Here is a 13,914-nt window from a genome sequence, read left to right on the forward strand (position 1 = left end):
GCGTGCACGCGCGCGAAAAGTCGAATCGAGTCGCTAATATATTGCTTCGACAAGCAAATTGCACCCTCACCCTTACACGGAAACGCGGCGCCACGGTGGCAAAAACGGCGGAATCGCAGGGGCCGCCGGCAACGTGACGATCGGCCGCCGCGCCTTGATGTCGGATGTCGGGCTCCGCGCCCCTCAGCGGGCCGAATGCAGCGCTTCGAGGAAGGCCTCGCCATAGAGGCTGAGCTTGCGTTCGCCGACGCCCTGGACGCCGCGCATCTCGTCGAGCGTGCCGGGCATGGCCTCGGCCATCTCGATCAGCGTGCGGTCCGGGAACACCATATAGGCCGGCACGCCTTCGTCGCGGGCGATCTCGCGCCGCAGCGCCCGAAGCTGTTCGAACATCGTCGCCGTCGCCTCGTCGAGGCCGTCGGCGCGATCGTTTTTCTCCGAGCGCTTGGAACCGCCGCGCTTGGGCGCCGCCTCGCGGATCGAGCGCAGCGCGATCTTCTCGTGGCCGAACAGCACCGCCTCGCCTTCCGGCGTGATACGGAAGCCGCCATGCTCCTCGCTGGCCTCGGCCAAGGCTCCGGCGGCAAAGAGCTGACGGACCAACGTGCGCCAGACATGGGCGCTGCGGTCGGTACCCACGCCAAACGTCTTGATGCGATCATGGCCCTGACGCTGGACGGCATCGGTCGCCTCGCCGCGCAGAACGTCGACGAGATGCGCCGCGCCGTAGCGCTGACCGGTACGCACGACGGCCGAGAGCACCTTTTGGGCATCGACCGTCGCATCGACCAGTTCGGCGCCGCCCTCACAAAGGTCGCAGGCGCCGCAACGGCCCATCGGCTCGCCAAAGTAGGCAAGCAGCGCCTGTCGGCGGCAGGTAGCCGATTCCGCCAGGTCGGTCATGGCGGCGAGCCGCTTCTGCTCGACGCGACGCTGCGCCTCGCCAATCGATTTCTCGTCGATCTGGCGGCGGCGGAAAGCCATGTCGTCGAGGCCGTAAAGCGTCAGCGTATCGGCCGGCAGGCCGTCACGACCGGCACGGCCGATCTCCTGGTAGTAGGCCTCTACACCGGCCGGCATGTCGGCATGGATGACGAAGCGGACGTCCGGCTTGTTGATGCCCATGCCGAAGGCGACGGTGGCGACAACGACGACGCCGTCTTCCTGCAGGAAGATATCCTGATGCTTCGAGCGGATGCTGGAATCGAGGCCGGCATGATAGGGCACCGAGCGTATGCCCTTGCCGACCAGCCATTCCGACAGCTTCTCGGTCTTGTCGCGCGACGAGGCATAGATGATGCCGCTGGCACCCTTGTGACGCGACAGGAAGTCGGCGATCTGGGTGCGCGGCCGGTCCTTCGCCTCGAAGCGCAGATGGATGTTGGGCCGATCGAAGGAATGCACCACCACCTTGGGCGGCGAGGAAAACAGCTGCGCGGCAATATCGCTGCGGGTCGCGGCGTCGGCCGTCGCCGTCAGCGCCACCACCTGCACGCCGCCGAGCGCCTCGCGCACGGAAGCGAGCTGGCGATATTCGGGCCGGAAATCATGACCCCATTGCGAGACGCAATGCGCCTCATCGATCGCCAGCCGGCGCACGTCGCAGGTGGCGAGCAGCGATACCAGCCCGTCGCCGGCCAGACGCTCGGGCGAAACGAACAGCAGCGAGATCTCGCCGGCGCGCAGCCGTCGCAGCGTCTCGCGATTGGCGTCGTCGCCATTGGTCGAATTGAGCGTCGCCGCCGCCACGCCGACATGCTGCATCTGCTGCACCTGGTCGCGCATCAGCGCGATCAGCGGCGAGACGACGACCGTCAATCCGCCATCGACGATGGCCGGCAGCTGGTAGCACATCGACTTGCCGGAACCGGTCGGCATGATCGCGAGCACAGGCTCGCCGCTCATCACCGCTGCGATAACCTCGTCCTGACCGGGACGGAAATCATCATAGCCAAAGACGGTTTTGAGCGCCGCGCGGGCACGCGATAGCGGCATGGAGCATCCGGGGAAAGTGATTCGATTGGCCGGATGCTATCCGCTCAACAGCCGGCTTACACGTCCGAATGCCGAACCGCGTCGATCGGTCTGGATCTGTCGATCAGCGCGAGGCGATCGCGATGGCCGCTCCGGCCATGACGACGCTGCTGGTGCGATTGACCATCTTGACCGCCTTGGAGCTGGTGATCAGGCGGCGAGCGCGCAGGGCGACAAGGACGTAGAAGGCGAAGACGCAACCGACAACCATCAGCGTCACCGTGGTGAGTTCCAGGAAGGCGAGACCGTCGATCTTGGTGATGTCGAGGATGGAGGGCAGCAGAGCCAGATAGAACACCATCGTCTTGGGATTGCCCATGCAGACAGCAAGCCCGGCGAGGAACAGGCGAAACTGGCTCTCCCGCTCGACAAGCGGCGCGATATCGGGGGCCGCGGCCGGCGCCTTCCACATCTTCCAGGCGATAAAGAGCAGATAGGCAGCGCCAGCATATTTGATCAGCGCGAAGACCTCGTGGAAGGTCTGGGCGACGACGGCGAGGCCCAGTACGGCGAGCGTCAGCCAGACAATGTCACCAATCGCCATGCCGGCGGTGAAGGCGAACGCTCCCGTTCGACCACGGCCCAGAACGCGGGCGATGATCGCGGCGATGCCGGGACCGGGCGAAAAAGCGGCGACAGCGAGGGCGGCGGCGAACAACGCCAGTCCCGAAATCGAAAGTCCTGTCATCTCACCCTCTTCGGCCGTGTCAATTCGGCTCGACGCGTCACAACGTTTCGACGCGTCCTGGCGTCACGGTAAAAATCTGCGCAGATTGCGGCAATTCGGCGAACAGCGCTGGGTCTGCCCCCGTCATGAACACCTGTCCACCGAGCCTGTCCAGTGCCTCGAAGAGAGCGGCACGCCGACGCTGGTCGAGATGGGCGGCAATCTCGTCTAGAAGAACGATCGGCGCCAGCCCACTCATCCGCGCGACGAGACGGGCATGCGCCAGCACGATGCCGACCAGCAACGCCTTCTGCTCACCGGTCGAGGCGCGGCCGGCGGGCACGTCTTTGGGTCCGTGGCGAACGACCAGATCACTCGCCTGCGGGCCGATCAGCGTGCGGCCGGCGGCGCGATCGCGGGCGCGGCCGTTGCGGAGTGCCGCGCGATAGCGATCCTCGGCCTCAACGGCAGGCCCTTCGCCGATCCAGCCCTCGACATCGCCTTCGAGCGCCAACACGGCGAAAGGAAAAGGCGAAGTGTCGTCGCGCTCCTCGGCGATCAGTCCGGCCAGCCGCTCGGCGGTCTCCTTGCGGGCGGCGGCGACCGCGACACCAATTTCCGCGATCTCTGCTTCCAGCCCATCGAGCCAGGCGCGATCGGCGGCGGGATCTTCCAGCAGGCGGTTGCGGCCGCGCACGGCCTTCTCGAACGAATTGACCCGCGCGCCATGCTGCGCGTCGACCGCCAGCACCAAGCGATCGAGAAAGCGACGGCGATCGCCGGCAGGCCCCGTGAACAGGCCATCGAGCGTCGGCGTCAGCCAGACGATGCGGAGGTATTCGGCAAAGGCGGTGGCGGACGAAACCGGCGCGCCATCAATGCGGCAGCGGCGCGAGGGCGGCGAGCCATCCAGCGCCGTGCCGAGCCGGACGGAGCCATTGGCCGTATCGAGATCGACCGCCACGACAAAGCCGCCTCCCCCGCCGATCCGCGCCATGTCGGCCATGTCGGCGCGGCGCAAACCGCGCCCCGGCGATAGCAGCGAGATGGCTTCGAGGAGATTGGTCTTGCCGGCGCCGTTCTCACCCGAGAGGGCAACGAGGCGACCGGAGACCGAAACTTCGAGGCGACTGTACGAGCGGAAGTCGGCCAGCGTCAGCCGCGTGATGCGCGGCTGGCTGGCGTCGGCGACGTGGCTCACACGCGCATCGGCATCAGGACGTAGAGCGCGTCCTCGTCGCCGTCATCCTGGATCAGTGTTGGCGAACCGGGATCGGCCAGCTTGAACAGCGCCGTGCCGGTCTTCAGCTGGCCGGCGATGTCGAGCAGGTAGCGCGAGTTGAAGCCGATATCGATCGGATCGGCGGCATAGTCGACATCGAGCTCTTCCGTCGCCGAACCCGAATCCGGATTGTTGACGGTAAGCGCCAGGCGGCCTTCCGACGACAGCGACAATTTGACGGCACGGCCACGCTCGCTGGCGATGGTGGAGACGCGGTCGACGGCGTTCGAGAAGGTGGCGCGATCGACCTTGAGCAGCTTGTCATTGCCCTGCGGGATAACGCGGGCATAGTCCGGGAATGTGCCGTCGATCAACTTCGACGTCAGCACCACGGCGCCGAACGAAACGCGGATCTTGGTTTCCGACAGTTCGATGGTCGCGACTTCTTCCGAGCTTTCGAGCAACTTCTGGATCTCGCCGACGGCCTTGCGCGGCACGATCACGCCCGGCATTCCCTCGGAACCGATCGGGGCATTGGTCTGCGCGCGCGCCAGGCGGTGGCCATCCGTCGCCACAGCGCGCAGAACGGTGCGTCCTTCAAGCGTCGGCGTGTGGAGATAGATGCCGTTCAGGTAATAGCGGGTCTCTTCGGTCGAGATCGCAAACTGGGTGCGATCGATCAATGTCTTGAAGCCGGCGGCCGGCATTTCGAACCGAATCGGGAACTCGCCGGTCGTCAGGTCCGGGAAGTCGGTTTCCGGCAGCATCTGCAGCGAGAAGTTCGAGCGGCCCGAACGCACCGTCAGCGTCTGGCCATCGGCAGACGTTTCGAGCGCGACCTCGGAGCCGTCCGGCAGCTTTCGCACGATGTCGTAGAGCATGTGCGCGGGAACGGTGGTCGCCCCGGGGCGGCCGACATCGGCGGAAATGGTTTCCAGAATCTCGAGATCGAGATCCGTCGCCTTCAGTGTCAGTTCCGAACCGGAGGCGCGGAGCAGCACATTGGAGAGGATCGGGATCGTGTTCCGTCGTTCGACCACGCGATGAACGTGATTGAGGGACTTCAGGAGATTGGATCGCTCGAGGGTCGCTCTCATGAAACGCAGGAACCTTGACAGAAAAGCCGCGCAAATGGCGCGGCACCGACAACAGCCGGACAATGCGTCCGGTACGGACCGTGGAAGTTGGCTTGTTCGCGGCCGGAACGCAAGGCCCCGTCGACAATCTGCCGAGGGCTGTGGCAACCGCGAATGCAAAAAAGGGCCGGCGAATCCCGCCGGCCCTTTGGCAGATCGACTATTCGTCGATCATGCGCTTCAACAATTCAATCTCTTCCGCCAGATGCTGGTCCCCCTGCATCATCTCCTCGACCTTGCGAACGGCGTGCAGCACCGTGGTGTGGTCGCGACCTCCGAAGCGGCGGCCGATTTCCGGCAGCGAACGCGGGGTCAGCGTCTTCGACAGATACATGGCGATCTGGCGCGGACGCACGATGGTGCGGGTGCGGCGGCTCGACAGCAGGTCTGCCTTCGAGACGTTGTAGTGACGCGAGACGACCTTCTGGATGTCCTCGATCTTGACCCGGCGCGGTTCCGTGGCGCCGACGAGATCACGAAGCGTGATCTCGGCCGAGTTCATCGTCACCGGCTGGTTGGTGAACTGCCACTGCGCCACGAGGCGATTGAGCGCGCCTTCGAGGTCACGGCCGTTCGAAACAACCGACTGGGCGACATATTCGATGACCGTCTCGGGAACATCGACGCCGGGGTTCTGCGACTGCGCAATCGCATAGCGTGACTTCAGTATATCGCGCCGAAGGTCGAGATCCGGCGAGCTGATCTCGAAGGCGACGCCGCCGCGAAGACGCGAACGGACGCGCTCGTCGAGCGTCTCCAGCTCGGCCGCGGGACGATCCGCCGCCACGACGACCTGACGCGCGCCGTCGATCAGCGCGTTCAGCATGTGGCAGAATTCCTGCTGCACGGACTTGCCCTGCAGGAACTGCAGATCGTCGATCAGCAACAGGTCGATATCGCGCAGGTTTTCCTTGAAGGCGATCGCCGACTGGTTCTTCAGCGCAGCGACAAAGCGGAACATGAAGTGCTCGGCGGTCAGGTAGACGACCTTGCGGCTCGGATCCGCGCGGCGTGCCGCCTGGGCGACAGCGTGCAGCAGATGGGTCTTGCCGCGGCCCACTCCGGCGTGGAGGTAGAGCGGATTATAGGGCGTCGGACGGCCGGCCGGCGTCTCGGCGACAGCACGGGCAGCCGCATAGGCGACGCGGTTGGCGCCACCCTCGCAGAAGGTCTCGAAGGTAAAGCGCGGATCGACCGGCGAGCCGGCGCTATCGAGGCGCGCGGCGCTCGCCTGCGCCATCACAGGAGCCGCACTCGACGCCGGGATGAAGGTCGGCGCGGGGCTTGCCGCCACGGCCGCGACGACCGGTTTCTCGACCTTGACCGCCGGGCGCGCGCGAACGGCGCCACGAACGATCAGCTCAACCCGCCGCACACTGTCGACTTCCGCCGTCCACAGCCCGAGCAGCTTGTCGAAATAGTGCGACTGAATCCAGGACTTCAGGAACCGTGTCGGCACCGACAAATTGACGGATGCGCCATCGGCACCTTCGAACTCGACACGCGCGAACCAGCTCGAGAAGATGTCCTCGCCCAGCTCGGTGCGAAGCCGCGTCTTGACGCGCTCCCAAAGCACCGCATCGGCGCGCCCGCTCATCGGCTGAACCTCGTCGACGGCGATAGCCCGCAGAGCCGAAGCCCCCGATCCGAATTCGCCCGTCCTGTCGTCGCGCATCTGAGCCCCTCTCGTAACGAGCATCTAATCATGACTGGACCCAAGGCAGTCCCGCGGCTTTCCAGCCATCCACGGTCCCACGATGTCGTCCTTCGTCCAGCGGCCCTTCGAAGCCGCCGGCAATGTTGAAACACCGGTCGAAACCGGCATCGGCCAAAGCGTTCGCCGCCGCGAGGCTGCGTGCGCCCGACCGGCACAGAAAATACAAAGCCGTCTCGCGACCGACGCCACGTCGGTGCAATTCGGCGGCGAGCACCTCGGCGAAGTCGGCGTTGACCGCCATCGTCGGGTAGCTCTGCCACTCCACCAGGAGCGTCTCCTTGCCGATCGCGCTCAGATCGACAATGCCGACATAGGCCCACTCGGCCCGGGTCCGTACATCGATCAGCATCGACTGCGGCTCGCTGGAAAGACCTTCCCAAGCCTCATCGGCCGAAACGTCGCCGGCGAAGCTGCCGGCAGGCGAACGAGACATAATGCTCCCTCACGCAAATGAGCCGTCAGGCCACATGCTATGTAAAACGCTAATTTGATACTGGCGGTGGAGGTTCTTCCAAAACACGGAAGCAGTTAAATACGCATAAACACTACATAGAGAACAAACTTAATGTCCGCGATTTCACTGCCTTTACGCCCCTAGACTCTCAGAGGCGGAAAACGCCCGTTTGAATAATTGCCGGGTCACCCCGCCGGCCGACGACGACTTTGCTGTCGTGTCCATGAAGGGGAAAATACACAGCGGGTTGGTGGCTCGCAACGGCGCAGGGCCAAGATTCGCCCGCGCCCTGCCGCCGCACCCCCTGGCTGCCACCCCCTCGCCCCCTCCAGCCCGTCCGAATCCCTTACGACTCAAAGGGTTCAGAAGGCGGCGGCGCGACCCGAGAAAAGATCCAAAGCAGGCGAAAAATATTCGACCCGCGCCCCTTGACTCGACTGGAATCCCACCGAGTCGATGAAGGCTACCCGCACCGGCACATAAGCCTTTGATTTTGTTGATAAAATGGTGCGAAGCAGTTGAAGCCTCCGCGCTTCCGCAACGGCTATAACGGCATTTCTGAGGCAGGGCAGACACTTACCCGAATAACAAAAAAGCCCGGCCGAAGCCGAGCTTTTTGTCAATCCCCAGAAACTCTGCAGATCAGGCGGAGATCGCCTTCACGCGAGCTGCGAGGCGCGAAACCTTGCGGGAAGCAGTGTTCTTGTGCAGCACGCCCTTCTGGGCAGCGCGCATCAGTTCCGGCTGGGCGTTCTTGAACGCCTCGGCGGCGGCAGCGGCGTTGCCCGAAGCGATCGCCTCTTCAACCTTGCGCACCTGGGTGCGCATGCGGCTGCGGCGATTGCGGTTGACCTCGGCACGGCGAGCAATCTTGCGGGTCGCCTTCTTGGCGGACGGCGTATTGGCCATGAGGGGCCTTCCTGAAAAAGCGGTTCGTTGGACTTCCGTGCCGCAAACCAAAGGTTTTCAGGCTAAACGGAAGAGGCGGCTTCGAGGCCGCCCCGGGGTTCATGGGCGGCTTATAGTCGTCTGCCCGCGCGGCGTCAATCGCGAAGCGCAGGATTCAGCGGTTGCGGAACGCTGCCGGTCGCTTGTCGAGAAATGCCTCCATTCCCTCTCGCGCATCCTCGGTGGCGAAGAGCGAATGGAACAGCCGCCGCTCCGTGCGAATGCCGTCGGCGAGCGGGCTCTCAAAGGCGCGATTGACCGCCTCCTTGGCCATCATGACGGCAGGGAGCGAAAGGCCGGCCATCTTCTGCGCCACGGCGATGGCCGTCTCGACAAGCTCGTCCGTCGGCACGACCCGCGAGACCAGGCCGATCCGCTCCGCCTCACTCGCATCGATCATCCGACCGGTCAGGACCATGTCCATCGTCTTCGCCTTGCCAACCGAGCGGGCAAGGCGCTGGGTGCCGCCGGCGCCCGGCATCAGGCCTAGCGTGATTTCCGGCTGGCCGAACTTCGCGTTGTCAGCTGCGATGACAAGATCGCACATCAGCGCCAGCTCGCAGCCGCCGCCAAGGGCGAAGCCCGCGACCGCAGCAATCACCGGCTTGCGCACACGCGACAGCTGCTCCCAGCGGGCGACGAAATCATCCATGAAGACGTCGACATAGCCGAGCGCCTGCATCTCCTTGATGTCGGCGCCGGCCGCGAACGCCTTTTCGGAACCCGTCAGCACGATGGCGCCGATGCCGGCATCCGCCTCGAAGTCGTCAAGCGCCGCGTTCAGGTCGGCGATCAGCTGGCGGCTCAACGCATTGAGCGCCTTCGGCCGGTTCAGGCGGATGATCCCGACGGCGTCCCGCGTTTCGACGAGGATGGTCTCATAGGACATGGCGCGCTCCCGTTTTCCATGATCGCCCTCCCCTGACCGGCAAGGGCAAGGTGAACGGAGCCGAAGGCCTAGCCGACGCACGCCCGACCATCAAGCGCGGACGGGCTTTCGGCCGCCTTCTCCCCGCTCGCTATTTCTGGCAGGTCGCACAAAAGAAAGTAGAACGGCCGGATTGGACTTTTCGCTCAATCACGCCGGTGCAGCTCAGTTTCGGGCAGGGCTCGCCCTCGCGGTCATAGACGCGAAACGAGTGCTGGAAATAGCCAAGCTCGCCATTCGCCTGGCGATGGTCGCGCAGCGAAGAACCACCAGCGGCGATCGCTGCGGCAAGAACCTCCCGGATCGACGCCGCCAGACGGTCGGCCGATTTCGCGGTGAGCGATCCGGCACTGCGCTCCGGCGACAAGCCCGACATATGCAGCGCCTCGCAGACATAGATATTGCCGAGGCCGGCGATCAGGCTCTGGTCAAGCAGCGCGGCCTTCAGCGGCGCCTTCTTGGCGTCGAACAGCGCATGCAGCACCTTGCCATCGAATTCATTGCCGACCGGCTCGATGCCGAGGCCGGCCAGATGGCGCGCAGTTTCAATGCCGGATCGATCCGCGAGGTCCATGAAGCCGAAGCGGCGTGGGTCATTATAAATGACGCGCTTGCCGTTCGAGAGATGGAAGACAACGTGATCATGCGCCAGCGCTTTTCCGCGCGGATAATGGAAGTCGCCCGGCGTCTCGGGATCGGCCTCTGGCCCCTCCTCGATCCGGAACGAGCCGGACATGCCGAGATGCATGATGAGCACGGCGCCATCGTCGAGATCGGCGAGCAGATATTTCGCGCGACGGCCGAGACCTTCGATCCGCCGGCCAGTCAGCCGCTCGGCGAATCGTTCGGGAAAGGGAAAACGCAGGTCAGGCCGGCGTTGCTCCAGCCTGTCAATGACAGTGCCTTCCATGGCAGGGGCAAGCCCCTGGCGGACGGTTTCGACTTCAGGAAGCTCTGGCATTTAGGCTGCGTCAACTCTGCGGGTAGAGGGGCCGTGGCGCACGGATGGCGCTTCAGGTATCAAGGACTTCGATTTTCCAGGTCGGGCGGGGGTCGCCGCTTTCATGCGGTCATCCCGCATACGCGATCGCTGGCTCATATGCGTAATATAAGGAGTGGGACGCCATGGCGACCGAATCTCGCAGCGAGACGCCCGAAAAGGGCCGCGCCTCCTTCGGATTCCGCGATGTCGATGTCGATGCCAAGCAGGGCATGGTCAATGACGTCTTCCACAAGGTGGCCTCGCGCTATGATTTGATGAACGACTTCATGTCGGCCGGCCTGCACCGCGTCTGGAAGGACGCCATGGTGTCGTGGCTGACGCCGCCGCGCAACCGGCCCTTCGAGGTGCTCGACGTCGCCGGCGGCACCGGGGACGTGTCGTTCCGCATCGTCGAGCGCTCGCACAAATCGGCGACCTCGACCGTCTGCGACATCAACGCCTCGATGCTCGAGGTCGGCCGCGAACGCGCCCAGAAGCGCGGGCTCGCCGATCATGTCACCTTCGTCGAGGGCAATGCCGAGGAACTCCCCTTCGAGAGCAACCGCTTCGACGCCTATACGATCGCTTTCGGCATCCGCAACGTGCCGCGCATAGACCAGGCACTCAAGGAAGCCTATCGGGTGCTCAAGCCCGGCGGCCGCTTCCTCTGCCTTGAGTTCTCCGATGTCGACGTCCCCGGCCTCGACAAGATCTACAATTTCTATTCGTTCAACGTCATTCCGGCGATGGGCAAGGCGGTGGCCGGCGACAGCGAAAGCTACCGCTATCTGGTCGAATCGATCCGCCGCTTTCCGCACCAAGAGCGCTTTGCCGAGATGATCCGGCAGGCCGGATTTGCCAAAGTCTCCTATCGCAATCTGACGGGCGGCATCGCCGCCATTCACTCGGGCTGGAAAATCTGACGCAATGGCGCTCGGCATAGCCGCCCTTTTCCGCCTCGCCGCGGCAGGTTTCGTTCTGGCGCGTGAAGGCGCGTTCAGCCTCGTGGACATTGATGACCTGCCGTCCGGCGCCCGCCTTGGCGTTCGGCTCGGCCGGCTGGTGGAGCGGCGTTCGGCGCTGGTCGCCGATCGCGGCGAGCGGATCACCGCCGCTCTCAACAAGCTCGGCCCTTCCTATGTGAAGCTCGGCCAGTTCATGGCGACCCGGCCCGATTTCGTCGGCGAGGATGTTGCCGATGCGCTCGGAAAGCTGCGCGACGAGATCGAGCCCTTCGGCGAGCCGGCGGCGCGCGTCGTCATCGAGAAGAATTTCGGCAAGCCGGTCGACACCATCTTCACCAATTTCTCGCCGCCGATCGCCGCCGCCTCGATCGCGCAGGTGCACAAGGCCGATGTGATCGAAAGCGATGGCAGCCTGCGCGCCGTTGCCGTCAAGGTTTTGCGTCCGGGCGTGCGCACGCGCTTCCACCGCGATCTCGAAACCTTCTATGCCGGCGCAAAGCTGGTCGAACGCATGGATCCGGCAATGCAGCGGCTCAAGCCGCTCGCCGTCGTCGACACGCTCGCGCGATCCGTATCGATGGAAATGGACCTCCGCCTCGAAGCGGCGGCCCTTTCGGAAATGGCCGAGCGCACCCAAGGCGACCCCGGCTTCCGCGTGCCAAAAGTCGACTGGGCCCGGACGGCGCGCGATGTCTTGACCATGGAGTGGATCGACGGCGTCAAGCTTTCTGATCCCGTCGGCATCGAAGCCGCCGGCCATGATCTGAAGGCTGTCGCCCGCCGGCTGATGCAGGCGTTCCTGCGCCACGCCATGCGCGACGGCTTCTTCCATGCCGACATGCACCAGGGCAATCTGTTCGTCGATGCGGCCGGCGACGTCGTCGCGGTCGATTTCGGCATCATGGGCCGGCTCGGCCAGGCCGAGCGACGATTCCTCGCCGAAATCCTCTATGGCTTCATCAAGCGCGACTACCTGCGCATCGCTGAAGTTCATATGGAAGCCGGCTATGTACCGGCACGCCACGCGCCGGAAGATTTTGCCCAGGCACTGCGCGCTATCGGCGAGCCGATCCATGGCCAGCCGGCCAGCGATATCTCGATGGCCAAGCTGCTGACGCTGCTGTTCGAAGTTACCGAGCTGTTCGACATGCAGACGCGGCCGGAACTTCTCATGTTGCAGAAGACCATGGTTGTCGTCGAAGGCGTCGCCCGCTCGCTCGATCCCACCTTCGACATGTGGGACGCCTCGGAACCGGTTGTGCGCGAATGGATCGAGCGCAATCTCGGGCCGCTGGGCAAGCTCCAGGAAGCCGGCTCCGGCATCGCCGACCTCGGCCGCGCCGTGACGAGCCTGCCGACCATGCTGCAGCATGGCGCGCGGATCGCCGCGCAATTGAGCGACGCGACCCGCGACGGCATCACGCTGTCGCCGGAAACCGTCGAGGCGATCGGCCGGGCCGAAGGCCGGGGCAATCGCTGGCTGACGATCGGCGTCTGGGTGGCGGTTGTGCTGCTCGCCTGGAATATGTTCACGTAGTTTTGGCCTTCGCGCACCGCGCGGGGACGACAGCGGGGAAGCATCATGGCGGATTTTGACGCGACGCTTCAGGGCAAGCGCATCCTGCTGATCATCGCGGGCGGCATCGCCGCCTATAAGAGCCTCGACCTGATCCGCCGCCTGAAAGAGCGCGGCGCCACGGTTCGCGTGGTGATGACCAAGGGCGCGACCGAGTTCATCACCCCGCTCGCGGCCGGCGCACTCGCCGGCGGCACCGTCTACACCGATCTGTTCGACCGCGAATCCGAGCAGGATGTCGGCCACATCCGGCTTGCCCGCGAGGCGGACCTGATCGTCGTCGCCCCCGCCACCGCCGATCTGATGGCGAAGATGGCCGGCGGGCATGCCGACGACCTCGCCAGCGCTGTTCTGCTCGCGACCAAGCTTCCCGTCCTCGTCGCTCCGGCGATGAACCCGGCCATGTGGGCGCACCCGGCAACCCAGCGCAACATCGCGACGCTCCTCGCCGACGGCATCCGGCTTGCCGGTCCCGAACGCGGCGAAATGGCAGAGAGCGGCGAGGCCGGAACCGGACGCATGTCCGAGCCGCTGGCCATCGTCGCGGCGGTCGAGGCGCTTCTCTCTGGCGACAATGGCGCAGACGCAAGCGCCAAGCCCTTGTTGGGAAAGCATGTTCTGGTGACGGCCGGGCCGACGCACGAGCCGATCGACCCCGTCCGCTACATTGCCAACCGCTCCTCCGGCAAGCAGGGTTTTGCCATCGCGGCGGCAGCTGCGGCGGCAGGCGCCCGGGTGACGTTGGTCGCCGGACCGGTCGGGATGGCGGATCCCGAGGGCGTTTCGGTGCGCCGGGTCGAGACGGCGCGCGACATGCTGGCTGCCGTCGAGATCGCGCTTCCCGCCGATATCGCCATCTTCGCCGCGGCGGTTGCCGACTGGCGGCCGGCGCATGAAGCGGTCTCGAAGCTGAAGAAGGACGGCTCCGGCATCGTGCCGCCGCTGCACGTGACCGAGAACCCCGACATCCTTGCAACCATTGCGCATCGCCGGGACGGTCGCCCCGGCCTCGTCGTGGGCTTCGCCGCCGAGACGGACGATGTGCTTGAAAACGCAACGAAAAAGCTAAGCCGCAAGGGCGCCGACATCATCGTCGCCAATGACGTTTCGCCGGCGAATAATGTCATGGGCGGCGCAGCCAACACCGTTCATCTGGTGACAGCGGAGGGCATCGAAAGCTGGCCGCAGCTTCCGAAGGACGAGGTCGCCCGCCGCCTCGTGCACTGGATCGCCGGCCGCGTTCCGACCAAAGCCTGACCGGAGGCACACATCATCCGCGCCCTCC

General features: G+C 64.9%; 12 protein-coding genes. 3 read left to right on the top strand and 9 right to left on the bottom strand.

Going from position 1 to position 13,914, the window contains the following annotated elements:
• Positions 1 to 183: 183 nt before the first annotated feature.
• The 9 genes from recQ to mutM all read right to left on the bottom strand — a co-directional run bounded on the left by recQ (position 184) and on the right by mutM (position 10,067).
• Positions 184 to 1,995 (bottom strand): DNA helicase RecQ, encoded by a 1,812-nt coding sequence (gene recQ, locus OSH12_RS22260; RefSeq protein WP_266345828.1) that lies wholly within the window; start codon positions 1,993 to 1,995, stop codon positions 184 to 186.
• Positions 1,996 to 2,098: 103 nt separating this feature from the next.
• On the bottom strand, positions 2,099 to 2,722 hold the full coding sequence (locus tag OSH12_RS22265) for a LysE family translocator (RefSeq protein ID WP_266345829.1): 624 nt from the start codon (positions 2,720 to 2,722) through the stop codon (positions 2,099 to 2,101).
• A gap of 37 nt (positions 2,723 to 2,759) precedes the next feature.
• Positions 2,760 to 3,902 (bottom strand): DNA replication/repair protein RecF, encoded by a 1,143-nt coding sequence (recF, locus tag OSH12_RS22270; RefSeq protein WP_266345830.1) that lies wholly within the window; start codon positions 3,900 to 3,902, stop codon positions 2,760 to 2,762.
• Positions 3,899 to 5,020, bottom strand: a complete 1,122-nt coding sequence (gene dnaN / locus OSH12_RS22275; protein WP_266345831.1) for a DNA polymerase III subunit beta — start codon at positions 5,018 to 5,020, stop codon at positions 3,899 to 3,901. The genes recF and dnaN overlap by 4 nt, the downstream gene beginning before the upstream one ends.
• Positions 5,021 to 5,219: 199 nt before the next feature.
• Positions 5,220 to 6,656, bottom strand: a complete 1,437-nt coding sequence (gene dnaA, locus OSH12_RS22280) for a chromosomal replication initiator protein DnaA (protein ID WP_266345912.1) — start codon at positions 6,654 to 6,656, stop codon at positions 5,220 to 5,222.
• A 106-nt stretch (positions 6,657 to 6,762) separates the two neighbouring features.
• Positions 6,763 to 7,209: a rhodanese-like domain-containing protein gene (locus OSH12_RS22285; RefSeq protein ID WP_266345832.1), complete on the bottom strand. Its 447-nt coding sequence runs from the start codon at positions 7,207 to 7,209 to the stop codon at positions 6,763 to 6,765.
• Positions 7,210 to 7,872: 663 nt separating this feature from the next.
• The gene (gene rpsT, locus OSH12_RS22290) at positions 7,873 to 8,139 is read right to left on the bottom strand and encodes a 30S ribosomal protein S20 (protein ID WP_266345833.1); all 267 of its coding nucleotides are present in this window, start codon (positions 8,137 to 8,139) and stop codon (positions 7,873 to 7,875) included.
• A gap of 154 nt (positions 8,140 to 8,293) precedes the next feature.
• On the bottom strand, positions 8,294 to 9,067 hold the full coding sequence (locus tag OSH12_RS22295; RefSeq protein WP_266345834.1) for an enoyl-CoA hydratase: 774 nt from the start codon (positions 9,065 to 9,067) through the stop codon (positions 8,294 to 8,296).
• A gap of 130 nt (positions 9,068 to 9,197) precedes the next feature.
• The gene (gene mutM / locus OSH12_RS22300; protein ID WP_266345835.1) at positions 9,198 to 10,067 is read right to left on the bottom strand and encodes a bifunctional DNA-formamidopyrimidine glycosylase/DNA-(apurinic or apyrimidinic site) lyase; all 870 of its coding nucleotides are present in this window, start codon (positions 10,065 to 10,067) and stop codon (positions 9,198 to 9,200) included.
• A gap of 164 nt (positions 10,068 to 10,231) precedes the next feature.
• Here mutM and ubiE point away from each other — a divergent pair, with 164 nt between their 5' ends.
• The 3 genes from ubiE to coaBC are packed head-to-tail and all read left to right on the top strand — an operon-like array spanning position 10,232 to position 13,886.
• A complete protein-coding gene (gene ubiE / locus OSH12_RS22305) occupies positions 10,232 to 11,011 on the top strand; it encodes a bifunctional demethylmenaquinone methyltransferase/2-methoxy-6-polyprenyl-1,4-benzoquinol methylase UbiE (RefSeq protein WP_266345836.1) in 780 nt (259 codons plus the stop codon).
• 4 nt (positions 11,012 to 11,015) lie between these two features.
• Complete coding sequence (ubiB, locus tag OSH12_RS22310; protein WP_266345837.1) at positions 11,016 to 12,590, top strand: 2-polyprenylphenol 6-hydroxylase; 1,575 nt, start codon at positions 11,016 to 11,018, stop codon at positions 12,588 to 12,590.
• A gap of 45 nt (positions 12,591 to 12,635) precedes the next feature.
• Positions 12,636 to 13,886 (top strand): bifunctional phosphopantothenoylcysteine decarboxylase/phosphopantothenate--cysteine ligase CoaBC, encoded by a 1,251-nt coding sequence (gene coaBC, locus OSH12_RS22315; RefSeq protein ID WP_266345838.1) that lies wholly within the window; start codon positions 12,636 to 12,638, stop codon positions 13,884 to 13,886.
• Positions 13,887 to 13,914 lie beyond the last annotated feature (28 nt).

The organism is Kaistia terrae, assembly GCF_026344005.1.
Classification (GTDB): Bacteria; Pseudomonadota; Alphaproteobacteria; order Rhizobiales; family Kaistiaceae; genus Kaistia; species Kaistia terrae.

Excerpts from the sequence above, each read along its gene's own strand:
- ubiE (WP_266345836.1), top strand. The coding sequence starts at position 10,232 with ATGGCGACCGAATCTCGCAGCGAGACGCCCGAAAAGGGCCGCGCCTCC.
- dnaN (WP_266345831.1), bottom strand. The coding sequence starts at position 5,020 with ATGAGAGCGACCCTCGAGCGATCCAATCTCCTGAAGTCCCTCAATCAC.
- recQ (WP_266345828.1), bottom strand. The coding sequence starts at position 1,995 with ATGCCGCTATCGCGTGCCCGCGCGGCGCTCAAAACCGTCTTTGGCTAT.
- ubiB (WP_266345837.1), top strand. The coding sequence starts at position 11,016 with ATGGCGCTCGGCATAGCCGCCCTTTTCCGCCTCGCCGCGGCAGGTTTC.
- mutM (WP_266345835.1), bottom strand. The coding sequence starts at position 10,067 with ATGCCAGAGCTTCCTGAAGTCGAAACCGTCCGCCAGGGGCTTGCCCCT.
- OSH12_RS22265 (WP_266345829.1), bottom strand. The coding sequence starts at position 2,722 with ATGACAGGACTTTCGATTTCGGGACTGGCGTTGTTCGCCGCCGCCCTC.
- coaBC (WP_266345838.1), top strand. The coding sequence starts at position 12,636 with ATGGCGGATTTTGACGCGACGCTTCAGGGCAAGCGCATCCTGCTGATC.
- dnaA (WP_266345912.1), bottom strand. The coding sequence starts at position 6,656 with ATGAGCGGGCGCGCCGATGCGGTGCTTTGGGAGCGCGTCAAGACGCGG.
- OSH12_RS22295 (WP_266345834.1), bottom strand. The coding sequence starts at position 9,067 with ATGTCCTATGAGACCATCCTCGTCGAAACGCGGGACGCCGTCGGGATC.
- OSH12_RS22285 (WP_266345832.1), bottom strand. The coding sequence starts at position 7,209 with ATGTCTCGTTCGCCTGCCGGCAGCTTCGCCGGCGACGTTTCGGCCGAT.
- rpsT (WP_266345833.1), bottom strand. The coding sequence starts at position 8,139 with ATGGCCAATACGCCGTCCGCCAAGAAGGCGACCCGCAAGATTGCTCGC.